The sequence below is a fragment of the Nostoc sp. ChiQUE01b genome (genome assembly GCF_034531255.1).
Classification (GTDB): Bacteria; Cyanobacteriota; Cyanobacteriia; order Cyanobacteriales; family Nostocaceae; genus Nostoc.
Map to the genome: position 1 here is coordinate 6,571 of NZ_JAVRBM010000113.1, position 16,335 is coordinate 22,905.

Consider the following 16,335-nt stretch of genomic DNA (forward strand, 5'->3'; position numbering starts at 1 on the left):
CAGTTGATTACTGCCAAGGTCGAGGGTTTGTAGGTTGATGAGTTGGACAATTTCCACTGGCAGACTGCTCAGTTGATTACTGCCAAGGTCGAGGGTTTGTAGGTTGATGAGTTGGACAATTTCCGGTGGTAGACTGCTCAGTTGATTACTGCCGAGGTCAAGGAATTGTAGGTTGGTGAGTTGGACAATTTCCGGTGGCAGACTGCTCAGTTGATTACTGCCGAGATAGAGGGATTGCAGGTTGGTGAGTTGGACAATTTCCGGTGGCAGACTGCTCAGTTGATTACTGCCGAGGTAGAGGGATTGCAGGTTGGTGAGTTGGACAATTTCTGATGGTAGACTGCTCAGTTGATTACTGCCAAGGTCGAGGAATTGCAGGTTGGTGAGTTGGACAATTTCTGGTGGTAGACTGCTCAGTTGATTACTGCCAAGGTCAAGGAATTGCAGGTTGGTGAGTTGGACAATTTCTGGTGACAGCGTTGTTAAGCCGTTGCCAGAAAGGTCTAATTCTGTCACCTTGTCTTTGGCAGCTTGTTCAATAATTTCCAGCAGTTCTTCGTTAGTCATTTCGGGTTTTACAGAGGCGATGCCTGACGAGGAGTTCCTGCTTGGACGTGCAGCAGAGAAATTGAGCTAATTAATAATGTAGCCTGTATCAAGGATTGCATAGAGGCAATGTGCGTTAGCGTAGCTCGTACATCATCGCAGACTCCTACGCCCCTACGAAATCGTTCACCATTCAACCTCCAAACTCGAACCATATTACCGAAAAAAATTTAATATATGTCGCCAATAAATAGTTTTTTATTCAGTATAATTTTGTGAATTTTTGTGTGCTAAATCATAAATTAATAGTAAAATTTGTAACATCATATTTCATCTTAGAGTATAGTTTCAAACAACATCAGTTTTTAAAATGATGTTTATACTTAGAAGTAAGTAAATGAAAGCAGGTGCATAATGAAACTACAAGATTTCTTGGGAAAAGATGAGAAATGGGGATTTGAAGCGATCGCTGAGGATGAAGACTTGGCTCGTCAGATTCAGATATTGTTAATCGGCTTAGGTTTGCTGGAAGCTCCAGCAGATGGTAAATTTGGCCCTGTTTCTGTAATATCTCTCAAAAAATTTCAAGAATTAACAAAAACTGAAGAGAGTGGCTTTTTAGGAGCAGTCACAGCCAAGAAACTAATTGAAACCAAAATAGACGATCTTCCTAAACCCCCCTTAAAACTAGGCAATGACATCGCTAGTAAGATTGTAAAATATATGCTAGCCAAGGATTATCAGGTATTTACCAATCCCAAAGAATACAACATTGTTTATGTAGAGGGCATAGATGCAGACTGGACTCTCAACAGTGACACACCCAATCAATTTAATGATCGCCGGATTGTGATTGAAGTAGTAAATGGCGTTCCCAAAATCGTAGATCACTGGGAAGCGACTACAGAACCAGGGAGGTACTACACTTATAAACCGATGAATTCCAAAGGAGCAGCGAGGATTCAGTTTGGACAATACAAAGCTTGGGCTGTTGGTACTCACGGCACAGCCGAACCTCATGAAGCGTTAGTGCAAGTTGGTGATATAACTGTTTGTAGAGATTTCAACAAAGATTTTAAACGGACTGGCGACAAACTTGATACAGGTGATAATTTTTATGTGAATCAACACTACGGCTTTGATTTTCCCCAGAATGATATTCGCCTTGCTAGCGCGGGTTGTTTAGTGGGACGTACCCGTGAGGGACATAGAGAGTTTATGGCGATTGTTAAACAAGATCGTCGTTATGTCGCTAATCGCAAATATACTTTTTACACTACCGTGATTCCTGGGGATGATTTACTGTAAACGTTTCCAGGATAAGGTAATAGTTAATTGGTAGCATTTATTGTTGTGATGCAACGTTTAGTAAGGTAGCACAGTTCATTGGTGTAAACTTAAGCTCAAACGCTTGTCCTACATACGCTTTACCCCACCCCCAACCCCTCCCCTTGGTAAGGGAAGGGGCGGTTTTGGCTTTAGACAAAACCAGGGTGGGGTGATGCGGTGAGTAACCGTAAGTGAATAAACTCAATGTCTAACTTTGTTCTTGTGGTTGCCCTATTTGTGCCGTCAATTTCTCTTTATCCTGCCTGCGTTTTTTGGCGTAAAGTTGAATAGTGACTGCCATCAAAATAATCATGGCGAAAATAGCCCAGGCAGCGATATCTGTAGGTAGATTATTCTTAAACACAGCCAGCAACACGATCGCTACTAACATAACTGTAGGCGCTTCATTTAAAGCACGTAATTGCTGACTATTCCAACGACACTCATTTACTGCTAATTTCTTCATCAGCCGAGCGCAGTAATGATGATAGCCAATTAAAATCGCCACAAATAACAGTTTGATATGCAACCAACCCTCTTTTAAAACGTCCGGTTCAGTGGTTAATAAACCGATAGCCATTGCGATCGTCACATACATTCCTGGGTTAGTGATGATATAGTAAAGGCGCTTTTCCATAATTTGATACTGATTTTTCAGTATCGTTTGTGCTGGTTCCGGTTCAAGGTTAGCTTCAACGTGATAAATAAAAAGACGTACTAAGTAGAATAAACCAGCGAACCAAACTACAAATCCGACAATATGAAAGGCTTTAAACCATGAATAAGCCATGAATTTTAATCTCCTTTACTTGTGGTTGCGATACATTTTTAATGGTTATAAAAAGCAGTCAGAATTCATAATTTCCCAACCGTGAAAGGATGAAGTCTTAATAATCAAGAATATTTCAATTTAGCCACTTCATCTTCCATTTATAGCAAAAGCCTTGGTGATTAGGACATCAACAGATGATAAAACTTAGACACAAAAAGACTTTTCACCCAGTCCCCATTACCCCTTATCCCCAGAGGGGGCCCCACCATCCCCAGTTCCCAGTCCCTTGCTATAGTAGTGATTTGGAATCCTCGACTAATTGATTCTGAATTCTGACTCCTGAATTCTGACATTCATTTTTATAATATCGACTTTTGTCAAAGCTATATTGTCAATGAGCATCTTTACGACGCACAAAGGGTAAAAGGTCTTCTAAAATCGCCTCGTGGTAGTGTTCTTGAGGATAATGTCCGACGTTATTAAGTTTTATTAATTCGGTATTTGGTACGGAATTGGCGAAGTTTTCGGCAATGTCTACAGGTAGCCAGGGGTCAATCATACCCCATTGAATTAGAATTGGTTGTTGCCATTCTTTAAAGCCACTTTGTATTTCTGTCATGGCTGAATCAAGTTGTAGATTGCGAATACTTGCTAAAAGACTTCGACCAGATGAAGAAGCAGTTAAAAATGGTTTTCGATAAATATCTAAATCTTTATCTCCTATGCGATAACGGCTTCCACCTTCTAGCGTCCGATCGACTAATAAGGGGTCTTGGGTCATTACTTCACCTGCTAAGGGTAAACCCATTTGTTTAATTTTCCAGGGTAATTTAGCAGCAGTTGAAATTGGTGTATTTAAAATAACTAAATTGGCAATTTGTTCTGGATGACGCAAAGCATATTGTAGTCCTACAGAACCTAAAAAGCCTTGGACAACTAAAGAAAAATGTTCGAGTTCTATGGCTTTAATAAATCCTTCTAAAGCTGTGATAAAAGCATCGGGAGTGTAAGCAAAATCTCGTTTTTCTGGTTTGGCAGAAAAGCCGTAACCAATCCAATCAGGAGCGATCGCTCTTGTCCCCTGTTTCGCCAAAGCAGGTATAATATGACGCCAACTGTAACTTTGTGAAACTAAGCCATGTAGCAACAACACAGGTGCTAAGTCACTTCTGCCGATTGGTAAAGATTCTCGATAAAACCATTCCAGTGAATCTACATTGATTTTATGTTCTGTTATTGACACGTTATTTTCCTATATTGGGCATTTGTCATTTGTCATTTGTCATTGGTCATTTGTCATTGGTCATTTGTCATTTGTCAGGAATTATTATTCTCACCTGCTCCCCTGCCTCCCCTGCCTCCCCTGCCTCCCCTGCTCCCCCACTCCCTATTCCCCACTCCCCATTCCCTGAGAAATAATCATCTCACGAATCGCATAAGCTGTAGCGGGTGCTAGTAAAACGCCGTTGCGATAGTGTCCAGTAGCTAGGAGGACATTACTAAATCCTGGTAGCTTACCAATAACTGGGGCTGGGCGTCCTTCAGGACGGGGACGTAACCCCGACCAAGTGCGGAGAATAGTTGCTGTGGCTAATTCTGGACAAAATGCGATCGCTTGTTCTCTAATAGATTCCAGCAGTTCTTGATTTGGCGGTATCTCATCGCTATTGCTAGGAAATTCCACTGTTGCGCCTACCCAATAATCTCCATCACCCACAGGAACAATATGGACATCGTTACCCGTTATCGCTGGCTGGAAGTCGGGATTGCCTAATGGATGCCCCACACGCATTTGCAAGGCTTGCCCAAGTACGGGGCGGATATCAATTATCTGATTTAATTTTGCCGTTAGGGGTGTTGAACCTAATCCTGCTGCAATTACAAACCAATCAGCGGTTATTTTTCCTTCTGTAGTCTCAAGGCAATGGCAAAATTCAGGTGTTGAGGTTGGGGCATCCAAAACAGTCACACCAAATTTGAAAGTTACACCATTTTGCTGGGCAGCCTCAACTAAAGCCAAGGTGAGGGCAGTTGGATCGAGCTGGCGATCTTGTGGAGAATAGACAGCGCCAGTAACTTTTTCTTGTAGGCGCAGCCCGTCGTAGACATCGACTTGAGGACAAATATTCTGGAGTTTAGCCGTGTCCCAAATTTCTAAATTCCAGCCTTGAGAGTGGCGAATTTTTACTAGTTTTTCCCATGCTGACATCCCCTCTAGGGAAGAATCAGACAAAAGCATGAGAATTCCCTGACGATTAAAAGGAATTTTGCGACCTGTTAAAGCTTCTAGTTCAGGAATCAAAGTTTCATAGCGTTGGATGCTAGTTTGTCGCATCTGCCAAGCTTTACCCTTGATTTTTTGGCTGATTGCGCCCATCAAAACGCCAAGTGCAGCGCCCGTAGAAGCTTGTGCTGGTAGTTGCCGATCGCAAACTGTGATTTTCAACCCTTTTACTAGACTCAGTTCATAAGCGATCGCAGCCCCGACTACACCACAACCGATAATAACTACATGACTCATTGCTGTTTTGAGGCAAAAATGGGGAGATGTGGGAGATGAGGGAGCAGGGGGAGAAGTGAACAATTTTTACTCTCCCTCATCCTCCTCATCCTCCTCATCCTCCTTTGCTCATCTTACCTTGCGCTTAACTTGCCTCTGCTTCACTGCTGGTATTAGGAAGCAGTTGGAGAAATTCATCAATCTCTGCGAAAGCAGCTTGGGAGTTATTTAAGGCAACTAGAGGATTGCCAGCACTAGTAGCTTTATCAAGTTTAACTAGGTCGTTAAACAAATCTCGCGTTATTTGACGTGCTTTGGGTTGGTCTTTGGGTAGAAGGTTGGAAGTGACATAAGTCAGGTTCAGCCTTGCTTCTGTTATGGGCCCATGTATAAAGTTACGCACATTAATCCAATCACCTCTTTGAATCAGGGTTGTTAATTCTTGTGAGCGATCGCGCACAGCCTGAATTTCAGGAACATAAGCCTGAATTTTTTCAAGTTGTACTGCTGTGTAAGTCGGAGGTGCTACCGCAACACCAGGCCCACCACAACTAATCAGGAATGTGGCCAATAGTACTAGGAAAAATGAAAAAATCGAGCGTTGACGCACCATATATTAAACTTAATTGCTTTTGGTTTACCGATTAACAGTGTCATTTTAGATCGCTAGCGCAGTTAATCGTTCTTGTCAGCCAAGGATTTTCTAGAAAATCTTGATATTTTCTCCAAAGAGCAGAGTTTCATCTGCTTTTGAGTAATTTTTAAGTACAATTACTTAATAGGTGTTAGGCAGTCCCAATCAGAAGCGATTTTTGGCTTCTGTTAGTAACGAAGATTGTTAGGGAAGTATGATTTAGAATTGCTAAATCTCAAAGGTCTTGATAAGCTTAAACATCGTTAATATAAGCCTTCTGGCGGTTTTTCTGTCTTCACATTCCCGAAGATGCCGACACAATATAGGAGTGTTTTTTAGTGAACGCAGCTGAACAGGCAACGAACCTTGAACTCGCCAGCAACATTGCCACGGTGGTTAATTTGTTCAAATTTGAGTTTCCTGATGCCAAATCGGATCTCAAACCCTGGAAGAATGACCCGGAAACTAGGGAGTTAGTCGATCCAGATTCTATAGATATCGGCTTTCACTTTCCTGGTATTAGCAAATCTTGGCGAAGTCGCAGTATTTTAATTCAAATCCGATTTTATCAAGATCCGATCAATAATTCCCGCCGGGCGATCGGTGTAGAAGTAGCTGGATTCGATCATCGCGGTGAAGCGTGGCGACTTTCTACGGTAGAAAACTGGAGTGTTGTCGGCGCATCTTCGCCTTCTGGTGAAATCGAGGAGAAGCTCAAACAGATTTGCCGACAGATTTTAGAAGTTTTTAATAAACCAAGTGAATAAAATCAACTTGTGTCAGAGAAAGTAGTGAGGAATAATGAATAATACAGAGGAAAGCTTTGCGTAGGCATAGCCTAACCCAGGCATCGCTAGCCAGTATTCGTTAATTTCTTACAACCTACAGCTGATAAGAAGCCGTTAAAGCCACTGCCAAAGCATCCGCAGCATCATCCGGCTTAGGAATTTCATCTAAATCCAACTCCCGCGCCACCGCTTCTTGCACTTCTGACTTATCAGCATTGCCATAGCCTGTTAAAGCTTGTTTAATTTGAGCCGGAGTAAACTCTACATAAGGAAGACGACGCTGGCCCAACACTAAAATGACTATACCCCGCGCCTGTGCAACCAAGATAGTACTTGACATCCGATAGAAGAATAGCTTCTCGATCGCTACTAAATCTGGTTGAAATTCTTCTATCAGAGTGTGTAAATCATCAAACAAGGTACATAGGCGCTGTCCCATTTCTACATCTGCTGACGTTTTAATTACTCCAAAATCCAGCATATTTACTGTAGTCTCTTGCACCTTTTTGAGATTTTGTGTCCAGCTAATTGCCCCAAATCCTAAAATTGCCAGTCCTGGATCTAATCCTAAAATTCGTTTTTCCATTAAATTCACTTTTATCAAGCCAGGATATTGTTTAACTAGAAATACTGGCAATCTTCACGACTTGCTCTTAGTCTAATAGGATTGATAAATATAATAGTTTCACGCCTGGTGTTTTAAACCAAGCGGTGTAAATTTTCTGTTAATTATTGTTTGTAGCACTGCTCCAAATCAGGTATGTCAATTGGTTTTCTCAAACAAGCCCTCAACGCCCTGCAAAAGCAGTCGCGCTCTCGTACTTCTTATCGGGTTAACCAGTGGTTCAAATGGTTATCCCCTGGACTATCGGTAAAACGTTGGTTGTTGATTAGTGTTGGGGGTGTACTGCTGGCAAGTTTGGGGTTAGCCATTTGGATTAAGCTGACCCCAATTTTTTGGATGATTGAGTTGGTTAGAGGTTTCTTGGGAGTCATCACCAACCTCTTACCGAACTATATCAGTGGGCCTTTGGTGATACTTGGCGGCTTGCTGTTAGTGCTTTGGGGGCAAACTCGCACCGTAGGCTCAATTACTAAGGTACTAAGAGCAGAAGGCGGAGAGGAACTCATTGATGTCTTGCTGGCCCATCGTCGATTATACCGAGGTCCAAAAATAGTGGTAATTGGCGGTGGTACAGGACTTTCTACGTTGTTGAGGGGACTGAAAACCTACAGCGCTAATATTACTGCGATTGTCACTGTCGCCGATGATGGTGGATCTTCTGGGCGTTTACGTCAAGAATTTGGAGTGCTACCACCAGGGGATATTCGCAATTGTTTGGCTGCACTAGCAGATGAAGAAAAGTTATTGACAGAATTGTTTCAATACCGTTTTCGGGCTGGAGATGGGTTAACGGGTCACAGTTTTGGCAATTTGTTTTTAACGGCAATGAGTGATATTACTGGAGATTTAGAACAAGCAGTTGCAGCCAGTTCTAAAGTTCTAGCGGTGCGAGGACAAGTACTACCAGCAACTCTCAGTGATGTTCGCCTCTGGGCAGAATTAGCCGATGGTCGTCGGATTGAGGGGGAGTCTAGTATTCCCAAAGCTGGCGGTAAAATTGTCAAAATTGGCTGCATTCCGGCTAATCCTCCGGCGGTGCCAGCAGCTATTAAGGCAATTAAAGAAGCCGATTACATCATTATTGGCCCAGGTAGCCTTTATACAAGCCTAATTCCTAATTTATTAGTACCAGAAATTGCCGATGCGATCGCTCAAACAGATGCCCCCCGTATTTATATCTGCAATATAATGACTCAACCAGGAGAAACTGAAGGCTACACTGTTGCTGATCATATCAGAGCAATTGATGCTGCTTGTGGACAAAGACGGCTATTTGATGCTGTATTAATACACAAAAAATCGCCCTCAGAGCAATCACTTATCCGCTACGCCCAACAAAACTCCCATCCCGTTTTCCTCGATAGAGAAGCCGTAACTCAACTAGGGCGACGGATTGTTCCAGCTAATGTTTTGTATGAAGATGAAACAGGTTTTGTACGTCACAATCCCCAGAAACTAGCACAAGTGTTATTGCGGTGGTACGGTAGAGGTCAGTCCCTTCGGGGAATTCAAAATTCAAAATTCAAAATTCAAAATTAAGGAAGATGAAAATTTATCATTTGTCATTTGTTTAGACTAGTTCCCGGTGCGAAACTAAATTTTCAAAAAATGAGGATACGGATTTAAGATGTTTCTAGGAACTAAAACCAAGGTTTTTAGGCTTTATAGAATGAGCCTTCTGAGTTTCGCACCACGAACTAGACTAATCAGTAATGCCCAATACCTCAATCATGAAAATTTTTCTTGCAGATACAGAAGCGACGCTGCGCTTAGGTATTACTCTTGGCGAATCCCTGACACCTGGTAGTGTAATTTTACTAGAAGGTGATTTAGGCGCTGGTAAAACTACTTTAGTTCAAGGCATTGGTAAAGGTTTAGGAATTGCTGAACCCATTGTCAGTCCCACTTTCACGCTGATTAATGAGTACACGGAAGGGCGCTTTCCCCTTTACCATCTAGATTTATATCGCTTAGAACCGCAAGAAGTTGCAACCCTAAATTTAGAAAGTTATTGGGAAGGTGTTGAAGTCATACCAGGAATTGTGGCAGTTGAATGGGCGGAACGATTACCCTACAAGCCAGATAGTTATCTAAGCGTGAGTTTGACTTATGGACATGAAGGCACTCGTCAAGTCGAGATCACACCATTCAATTATGCCATTAGCAAAGTCAACCCCTGCGGGGAATTCAAAATTCAAAATTCACGCATTGAAGCACGACCAGGATAAATCCGGGGGCTTGAATTAATGTTGCTTTGCATTTTTTCTTTTCTATAAATAAATTCACTTGCTCTGTATCCTTTTTTTCTTTGGTCATTGCCGCGATTTAAGCTCATCTCCCGACTAAAATACGAGGGATTTCACTTTTTTGACCGCAATACTCAAAAATTACTATAAATAATCGAGAGAGAACTTTACACTCGTCCTATCTGCCACTACCACGTTCGCCACTGTCAGTTACTAACATTGTTATCTCAACCCAAACAAAAATATTTAATCAGCTTTTCTTCAATAGAAAACTGGTGGTAAGCAAAGCTAACACCTGTCCCTATAAATTTAGGAAAGTTCGCAACACACTGGCTTTCTTTAAATGGGAGACTATTTTTTCCTTCACTCCCTTGAATCCAGGCGGGTTTATATTATCCGAATAGTATTGAACTTAAAATGGTTCTTAACTAAACAGGATATAGGCATCTACTAGTTTTATTGCTGTAATAAGCAGTTAAAAACTGATTTAGATGGTTGGTATACGAATCAAGCAAGTGTAAATAAACTGTTGTTGGGTTCAATGAGAGTTTTGAGAGAACTGAATCAGCTTCGATTGAACCCGATAGTTCCCTACTGTGGTTCAAAAAAGGAATCTAGATTATTTAGCAGCGAATGCTAGTAGAAAAAGTTAAGTAATCATCAGTTTCTGTATAATTTTAACTTTCCTTACACTTAGTATTCCCAAGTTAAGTCATAATCTATACAAAAAAATAAAGTATTTTATAAATTTACAAAATTAGTTTTAATAATTTTCATTAGCAATAAATTCTTATATTTACATCTGTAATTAGCACCAATCTTAAGAAAATATTCACTAAAATATCTCGTATTTATACATATTTTATCTACAAATACAAGATGTATTAAGTAAGTTGGCATGAAAAAACCAAACCATGTAAAGATACAGGGTTTGGCCTGTGGAGTGAACTCTTTTAGGACTTACGCACGAGTTACGGAATAATGAACCGCAGAGGCGCAGAGGACACGGAGAAATCAGAGTTTGAAAGATATTTTGCGTAAGTCCTATCTTTGTTACACCTCTTACTTCATTAGACCTCTTGCAAAAGTCCCCTAAACCCCATCCCCAGCCCCTAAGAGCAGGCTCTTAGGGGAGACTTTGACGTAAGTCAAAGGCGGGGTGGTGTTCTTATTTTGGATTTATGCAAGAAGTCTATAGTTAAGCAAAAATGCTTAATCAACGATTAAAGGTTGTAGATAAAGTCTTTTGTCGAACAAGTGCAGACTCTTAGCTAGTCGAAGTTATTTTCGTTACAAATCTTCATTAAAATTCTATTCCGATATATCGCGATATATTCCGATATATCGTATATTAGAGAAAGTTGATTTGAGATTCACTTATGTTTAGACATTTTCGGTCACGTTTTGGCGCACCTGCATGGGCAGGAGTTAGCGAAGAGGATTCATTACTTGTCAGGTCTTGGTTTCAACATGGCAAGCATCATGGTAGACATCATGACAAACGCTTTGATAATGAAATATTTGGTCGTGGTTGGGGAGATGAATACCGGACTCGTCGGGGTGACATCAAGTTCATTCTGCTGGAATTGTTATCTGAGAATCCTAGTCATGGTTACGACCTGATTAAAGAGATGGAAACTCGCTATGGTGGTTTCCGTCGCCTCAGTCCTGGCTCAGTGTATCCAACACTCCAATTATTGGAAGAAGGTGGTTATCTCAAGAGCTCACAGGAAGGGGGTAAGCGGATTTATACGATTACGGATGAGGGTAAACAATTATTGGCAGAACGTGCCCAACAAGAACCTTCAGACACTCCTTGGGATACCTTCAAAAGTTTTGTTACAGGTAAGCCCCAAGAGTTTATTGAGTTGCGGAATGCCGCTACAGAGTTAGCTGCTGCGGTGGTGCAGGTTGCTCGTAGTGGCAATATCGAGAGAATAAATCGGGTGCGTGAGCTTTTAGAGCAAGTTAAACGGGAAATTTACGCGATTCTGGCTGAAAAATAAGTACAGGCTCGTAGTAAAGACTTTAGTCTTTATTTTCTAAACACTAAACTGCTTACCCAACGGGAAAGTTAGTCGCTCACGGGGGAAACCCTTTACGAAGCGTCTCGTAGAGCAGAACGCGCTAACTCACTACAAACCCTCTAAGTACTTTCTTACGCATTAGCGTTCGCTGTCCAGCATCTGCATCTGATGTTCATCGTAACGAGTGCCTGCGATCGCAGATGCAGGAATTGCTGCTTCAATGCGGGTTAAGTCATCTGGGGATAAGTTCACATCCAAAGCCGCTAACGATTCGGAAAGTTGGGTGTGCTTGCGTGCCCCATGACTGGCACAATGTTTCTGCCTTTGGCAAGTACCCAGGCAATAGCCAACTGCGAAGGAATAACTCCTTTCTCGGTGGCAATTTGCTTTAGTTCTTCGATTAGGCGTTGGTTCTGGGCAAGGTTTTCTTTGCTGAAGCGTGGTAAATAGGCACGAAAATCGCCCTGCGTGGCTGGAGTGGAGCCACTCAACAGTCCTCGTGAAAGCACGCCATAGGCAGTTACGCCAATACCAAGTTCTTCCAGTACAGGAAAAATCTCGCTCTCAGGACTACGGCTAATCAGGGAGTACTCGATTTGTAGGTCACTGATGGGGTGGATAGCGTGGGCGCGGCGGATGGTGTCCGCTCCCACCTCCGATAACCCGATATATCGGACATAGCCAGCCTTGACTAGCTCAGCGATCGCACCGATGGTATCTTCAATGGGAACTTGCGGGTCTAATCGAGCCGGGCGGTAGATGTAATTGCGAATTGCGAATTGCGAATTGCGAATTGGTTTAATATGGACTGGCTGTGTGGCGGACAACGATCTCATTCAGATCAACGTCATCCGGTTGCTCGATTGCAAAGGCGATCGCTCTGGCGATTGCCTCAGCTGGAAGTGCAATCTTGCGGAATTCCTGCATTCCTTTGCCAGCTTCTGCGTCAGTAATGCTATCGGCCAGTTCTGACTCCGTTACACCCGGCGAAATAACCGTAACGCGAATGTCGGTATTTTCCTGACGCAACCCCTCCGAAATTGCCAGCACGGCGAACTTGGTAGCTGAGTAAACAGCGGAGGTTGGCCACACCGCGTGTCCACCGATGGAGGACAAGTTGACGAACTGGCCAAATCCCTGGCGTTTCATCAGCGGTAGCCCAGCGGCGATGCCATTGAGTACGCCACGGATGTTCACGTCAATCATCCAGTCCCATTCATCAACCTTTAGCGCTTCTAGTTTCGAGAGCGGCATAATACCTGCATTGTTGACGATGACATCAATGCGGCCAAATTTGCTCTGAGCAAATTCTACAAAGGCTTGGAAATCGGCGCGCTCAGTAACATTGAGGGTCTGATATTCTGCCGAGCCTCCGTCAGAGCGGATTGTAGCCACGAGGGTTTCTAGCCGCTGCGTGCGTCGTGCGCCCAGGATGACATGGATGCCCTTACGAGCGAGTAGACGTGCTGTCGCCTCACCGATACCGCTGCTTGCGCCTGTAATCAGTACGACTTTCTGTGCTTTGCCAGTGTTTTCGTTGGTGGTCATAAAACCGTATCTCCAAGTTGTTGTACTCTCTAGCACACTCTTAATTTAAGAGAGTCAAAGCCTGCGGCGATAATCTGAACCTGCGGAATTCTTGCCTAATCCTGCATTTTTCTTCATTGTTTATTATAAAAAGATAGGCTGACCTAAGCGGCTGAATAAATTTCGGCTGCCCTGAGTGTTAGTCTCATAAAGGATTTCAAACGATATTATGGAACAGACTGTTAGAAAGCAGCAGTCCGAGCTAGCCACTCTGATTGCACAGAACAGTAATGGAGATGGTGTCCATCCCACAGCGATCGAGCGGTTGTTCTTGTTTTGCTCCTCACAACCAACTGCGCCTCTTCATGCCCTGCATGAGCCTTCCCTGTGCATTGTCGCTCAGGGCAAGAAACAGGTAATGTTGGCAGACAATCTGTATGTTTATGGTCAAGACCAATATTTGGTGGTATCCATCGATCTACCTGTCGTCGGGCAAGTGATTGAGGCGACGCCAAGCGTTCCGTATCTGTGCCTTCGGGTCGATTTAGATCCGGGAGAACTCAGCACACTGATGAGCAAAACTAGACGCTCCCGCTAACCAACCACTAAAACCGGGCTTGTCTATTAATCCTGTTAGCCCCCAACTGCTTGATGCAGCAATAAGACTTGTACGGTTGTTGGAAACACCTCAAGATATTCCCATCCTCGCACCTTTGATTGTTCGAGAAATTCTCTACCGTTTGTTATCAGGCGAACACAGTGCTAGATTGCGACAGATTGCTTTAGTCGATAAACAACTTCAAGCAATTAGCAAAGCGATCAACTGGCTTAAATGGAACTACGAAAAACCATTTCGGATCGATACGATCGCTCGTGAAGCGTGCATGAGTCCCTCGTCCCTGCATCATCACTTCAAGTCAGTCACCACCATGAGTCCTTTGCAATATCAAAAACAGCTTAGGCTTCAACAAGCCCGTCGCCTGATGCTGGGGCAAGGTATGGATGCAGCAACAGCTAGTCATTACGTAGGTTATGAAAGCCCCTCACAGTTCAGCCGTGAATACAGTCGGTTGTTTGGCGCACCACCGTTGCGTGATATGGCTCGGTTAAAAAGTGGAGTTTAGGGGCATGGGGCATGAGGCATGGGGCATGGGGCATGGGGACAAGGAGATAAACAAAACTCCTAACTCTTAACTCTTAACTCAGCACTCAGCACTCAGCACTCAGCACTCAGCACTCCTCCTAACGCCCAATGTCCTCAAAAATTAGAAGCAATCGCACTTAAATCTGGCTCGATGAGTGAGTTTAGCAATGTCCACAACTGCAAATCAGTAAAGTCTGGAATTGCCATAAATGCACCCACTGACAGCAAAATTTGCGGATCGTGGGTGGAGGCGATGCCAATGGTGCGGATATCTGCGCCCACTGCTGAACGAATACCAGAGGGAGAGTCTTCTAAAGCGATCGCTTCTTCTGCTGTAATCCCCAATTTATTCAGGGCAACTTGGTAGGGCACAGGATCGGGTTTACCTGCAATACAATCATCCGCTAAAACAACTGTATGGAAAGCTTCTTTTATCCCCAAAACCTCTAGCATAAATTCTGCATTTAATCTAGGGGCATTAGTTACTAATGCACGTTTTAATTGATGTGTTTCTGTCCATGCTAGTAGTTCAGAAAATCCACTTAGCGGTTTGAGATGTGGGGCGAGTTTGCGGAAAAGGGCCTCTTTTTCGTCTGCAAATTTTTGCCCTTCTACTGCTGATAATTGTGGCAGAATGTCTTTAACAATTTCTGGATTTAGCCTTCCGCTAATTCGGGATTTATAAAATGTTTCGTCTATTTCAATGCTGTAATTTAACAACATTTCCTGCCAAGCTCGGTAGTGTATAGGGTCAGTGTTGACAATAGTGCCGTCTAGGTCAAAGAGAATTGCAGCCAGCATGATTTTTGGGTAAAATGTAAATAATTGTTAACTTAATTTAAATAGTTTACATTGTTTTTTTGCCCTTATTAGGAATTATGCGGTGAAAACCTGAAACCTTGATCCCCCCTAACCCCCCTTAAAAAGGGGGGAACTAAAAGCCCCCTTTTTAAGGGGGTTGGGGGATCTCTTGGCCTTAGTGATTGTTCCTTCGTCAATACAGGGCAAAAAGTCGCGCTAAATCCTAAAATCTATACTGGATAAGGCATATAAGGGCAAACTGCCGTACAATTGATAACCTTCTTCGTAAGCAAATGGTAGCCGCTACAAACTTTTTTCGCGTTGATGACTTACTAGTGCAGATTTACAACTCTGAAGTCCAAATGGCCGAGGATGTTGCCGAAATCGTGCAAAAGTATTTACAGCAAATTCTCAAGCAACAAAATACAGCTGTTGTATTGTTAGCCACAGGTAACTCCCAACTCAAATTTCTTGAAGCTTTGATTGCATTGGGTGGTGTAGATTGGTCGCGGATTATCCTGTTCCATCTAGATGAATATTTGGGAATTACTGCTGACCATTCTGCTAGTTTTCGGCGTTATATGCGAGAACGTGTAGAGAAATGGGTTAATCCTCAGAAATTTCACTATATAGAAGGTGATACATTACAACCAGTAGCAGAGTGCGATCGCTACACTAAATTATTACAAGCACAACCGATTGACTTATGCTGTCTTGGTGTTGGCGAAAATGGACATTTAGCTTTTAACGATCCAGCTGTAGCAAATTTTCAAGATCCTTATAGCGTGAAACTGGTGAAACTGGATACTGTGAACCGTCAGCAACAAGTAAGTACAGGTCACTTTCCGAATTTAGAAAATGTCCCACAGTATGCTTTTACTGTCACCATTCCCACAATTTGTTCAGCTAAAAAAATTATCTGTCTTGCTCCAGAAAAACGTAAAGCGAATGTGGTAAAAGAGATGGTGCAAGGTTCTATCAGTACAAACTGTCCGGCTGCTATTCTCCGTCAACAACCTCAAGCGACGTTGTTTTTAGATGTTAATTCTGCTAGGTTACTAGAACCAACTTAAACTTATTCACACCTCAATCTTCCAAGCTAATTACAAGCTAGTTATTTGAGCGATCGCTGTAATTCCCAGTATACAGTAAGACTAAATCATTAGGCATCGTCTGTATCCAAATTCGCAAATTTTGATACACTTTGTTCTAAAAAATTGATGTTTATAGAAGTCATAAATATCTTAAAGTAGTGAAATAAAAATTTCTCAATACGCCAGTCACCAAAATTTAGCTTTATATTAAGCGACTGGCGAATCTAGCAAGCTTTAAGAGAAGAGTATTAAACCAATTCGCAATTCGCAATTCGCAATTCGCAATTCGCAATTCGCAATTC

18 protein-coding genes are annotated in these 16,335 nt (G+C 42.6%); 8 read left to right on the forward strand and 10 right to left on the reverse strand.

Annotated elements, in window-relative coordinates:
• Both RMY63_RS37610 and RMY63_RS37615 read right to left on the reverse strand, forming a co-directional pair.
• Nucleotides 1–567, reverse strand: a 567-nt coding sequence (locus RMY63_RS37610; RefSeq protein ID WP_322733556.1) for a leucine-rich repeat domain-containing protein, incomplete at its 3' end; no start/stop codon positions are given.
• An 8-nt stretch (nucleotides 568–575) separates the two neighbouring features.
• Nucleotides 576–761: a hypothetical protein gene (locus RMY63_RS37615; RefSeq protein ID WP_322733557.1), complete on the reverse strand. Its 186-nt coding sequence runs from the start codon at nucleotides 759–761 to the stop codon at nucleotides 576–578.
• 199 nt (nucleotides 762–960) lie between these two features.
• Here RMY63_RS37615 and RMY63_RS37620 point away from each other — a divergent pair, with 199 nt between their 5' ends.
• Entirely contained in the window at nucleotides 961–1,854 is an 894-nt protein-coding gene (locus RMY63_RS37620) for a peptidoglycan-binding protein (protein ID WP_322733558.1), read from the forward strand.
• Nucleotides 1,855–2,083: 229 nt separating this feature from the next.
• Here the strand turns inward: RMY63_RS37620 and hemJ are convergent, their stop codons facing one another.
• The 4 genes from hemJ to psbQ form a co-directional block, all read right to left on the reverse strand.
• Complete coding sequence (gene hemJ, locus RMY63_RS37625; RefSeq protein ID WP_322733559.1) at nucleotides 2,084–2,665, reverse strand: protoporphyrinogen oxidase HemJ; 582 nt, start codon at nucleotides 2,663–2,665, stop codon at nucleotides 2,084–2,086.
• 373 nt (nucleotides 2,666–3,038) lie between these two features.
• Nucleotides 3,039–3,890, reverse strand: coding sequence for an alpha/beta fold hydrolase (locus tag RMY63_RS37630; protein WP_322733560.1), 852 nt, complete (start codon nucleotides 3,888–3,890; stop codon nucleotides 3,039–3,041).
• Between the two features lie 144 nt (nucleotides 3,891–4,034).
• On the reverse strand, nucleotides 4,035–5,168 hold the full coding sequence (locus RMY63_RS37635; RefSeq protein ID WP_322733572.1) for an FAD-dependent oxidoreductase: 1,134 nt from the start codon (nucleotides 5,166–5,168) through the stop codon (nucleotides 4,035–4,037).
• Between the two features lie 124 nt (nucleotides 5,169–5,292).
• Nucleotides 5,293–5,760 carry a photosystem II protein PsbQ gene (gene psbQ, locus RMY63_RS37640; protein WP_322733561.1) on the reverse strand — a complete coding sequence of 156 codons (468 nt, stop codon included), beginning with the start codon at nucleotides 5,758–5,760 and terminating at the stop codon, nucleotides 5,293–5,295.
• A gap of 359 nt (nucleotides 5,761–6,119) precedes the next feature.
• Between psbQ and RMY63_RS37645 the strand changes: the two genes are divergently transcribed.
• On the forward strand, nucleotides 6,120–6,548 hold the full coding sequence (locus RMY63_RS37645) for a hypothetical protein (protein ID WP_322673944.1): 429 nt from the start codon (nucleotides 6,120–6,122) through the stop codon (nucleotides 6,546–6,548).
• Between the two features lie 115 nt (nucleotides 6,549–6,663).
• Here RMY63_RS37645 and ruvC read toward each other — a convergent pair whose 3' ends face one another.
• A complete protein-coding gene (ruvC, locus tag RMY63_RS37650) occupies nucleotides 6,664–7,155 on the reverse strand; it encodes a crossover junction endodeoxyribonuclease RuvC (protein ID WP_322733562.1) in 492 nt (163 codons plus the stop codon).
• A 174-nt stretch (nucleotides 7,156–7,329) separates the two neighbouring features.
• Here ruvC and RMY63_RS37655 point away from each other — a divergent pair, with 174 nt between their 5' ends.
• The 3 genes from RMY63_RS37655 to RMY63_RS37665 all read left to right on the forward strand — a co-directional run bounded on the left by RMY63_RS37655 (nucleotide 7,330) and on the right by RMY63_RS37665 (nucleotide 11,446).
• Complete coding sequence (locus RMY63_RS37655; RefSeq protein ID WP_322733563.1) at nucleotides 7,330–8,733, forward strand: gluconeogenesis factor YvcK family protein; 1,404 nt, start codon at nucleotides 7,330–7,332, stop codon at nucleotides 8,731–8,733.
• A gap of 191 nt (nucleotides 8,734–8,924) precedes the next feature.
• Nucleotides 8,925–9,422, forward strand: coding sequence for a tRNA (adenosine(37)-N6)-threonylcarbamoyltransferase complex ATPase subunit type 1 TsaE (gene tsaE, locus RMY63_RS37660; RefSeq protein ID WP_322733564.1), 498 nt, complete (start codon nucleotides 8,925–8,927; stop codon nucleotides 9,420–9,422).
• Nucleotides 9,423–10,819: 1,397 nt separating this feature from the next.
• The gene (locus RMY63_RS37665) at nucleotides 10,820–11,446 is read left to right on the forward strand and encodes a PadR family transcriptional regulator (RefSeq protein WP_322733565.1); all 627 of its coding nucleotides are present in this window, start codon (nucleotides 10,820–10,822) and stop codon (nucleotides 11,444–11,446) included.
• A gap of 284 nt (nucleotides 11,447–11,730) precedes the next feature.
• On the opposite strand, the gene RMY63_RS37670 is transcribed toward RMY63_RS37665, so the two are convergent.
• Nucleotides 11,731–12,303, reverse strand: coding sequence for an aldo/keto reductase (locus RMY63_RS37670; RefSeq protein ID WP_322733566.1), 573 nt, complete (start codon nucleotides 12,301–12,303; stop codon nucleotides 11,731–11,733).
• Complete coding sequence (locus RMY63_RS37675) at nucleotides 12,266–13,015, reverse strand: SDR family oxidoreductase (RefSeq protein WP_322733567.1); 750 nt, start codon at nucleotides 13,013–13,015, stop codon at nucleotides 12,266–12,268. Before RMY63_RS37675 ends, RMY63_RS37670 begins: the two co-directional genes overlap by 38 nt.
• A 208-nt stretch (nucleotides 13,016–13,223) precedes the next feature.
• On the opposite strand from RMY63_RS37675, the gene RMY63_RS37680 reads away from it, so the two are divergent.
• Nucleotides 13,224–13,592 carry an AraC family transcriptional regulator gene (locus tag RMY63_RS37680; protein ID WP_322733568.1) on the forward strand — a complete coding sequence of 123 codons (369 nt, stop codon included), beginning with the start codon at nucleotides 13,224–13,226 and terminating at the stop codon, nucleotides 13,590–13,592.
• Between the two features lie 19 nt (nucleotides 13,593–13,611).
• Nucleotides 13,612–14,118, forward strand: a complete 507-nt coding sequence (locus RMY63_RS37685; protein ID WP_322733569.1) for an AraC family transcriptional regulator — start codon at nucleotides 13,612–13,614, stop codon at nucleotides 14,116–14,118.
• A 134-nt stretch (nucleotides 14,119–14,252) separates the two neighbouring features.
• On the opposite strand, the gene RMY63_RS37690 is transcribed toward RMY63_RS37685, so the two are convergent.
• Entirely contained in the window at nucleotides 14,253–14,939 is a 687-nt protein-coding gene (locus tag RMY63_RS37690; protein ID WP_322733570.1) for an HAD-IA family hydrolase, read from the reverse strand.
• 293 nt (nucleotides 14,940–15,232) lie between these two features.
• Between RMY63_RS37690 and RMY63_RS37695 the strand changes: the two genes are divergently transcribed.
• Nucleotides 15,233–16,012: a glucosamine-6-phosphate deaminase gene (locus RMY63_RS37695; RefSeq protein ID WP_322733571.1), complete on the forward strand. Its 780-nt coding sequence runs from the start codon at nucleotides 15,233–15,235 to the stop codon at nucleotides 16,010–16,012.
• Nucleotides 16,013–16,335 lie beyond the last annotated feature (323 nt).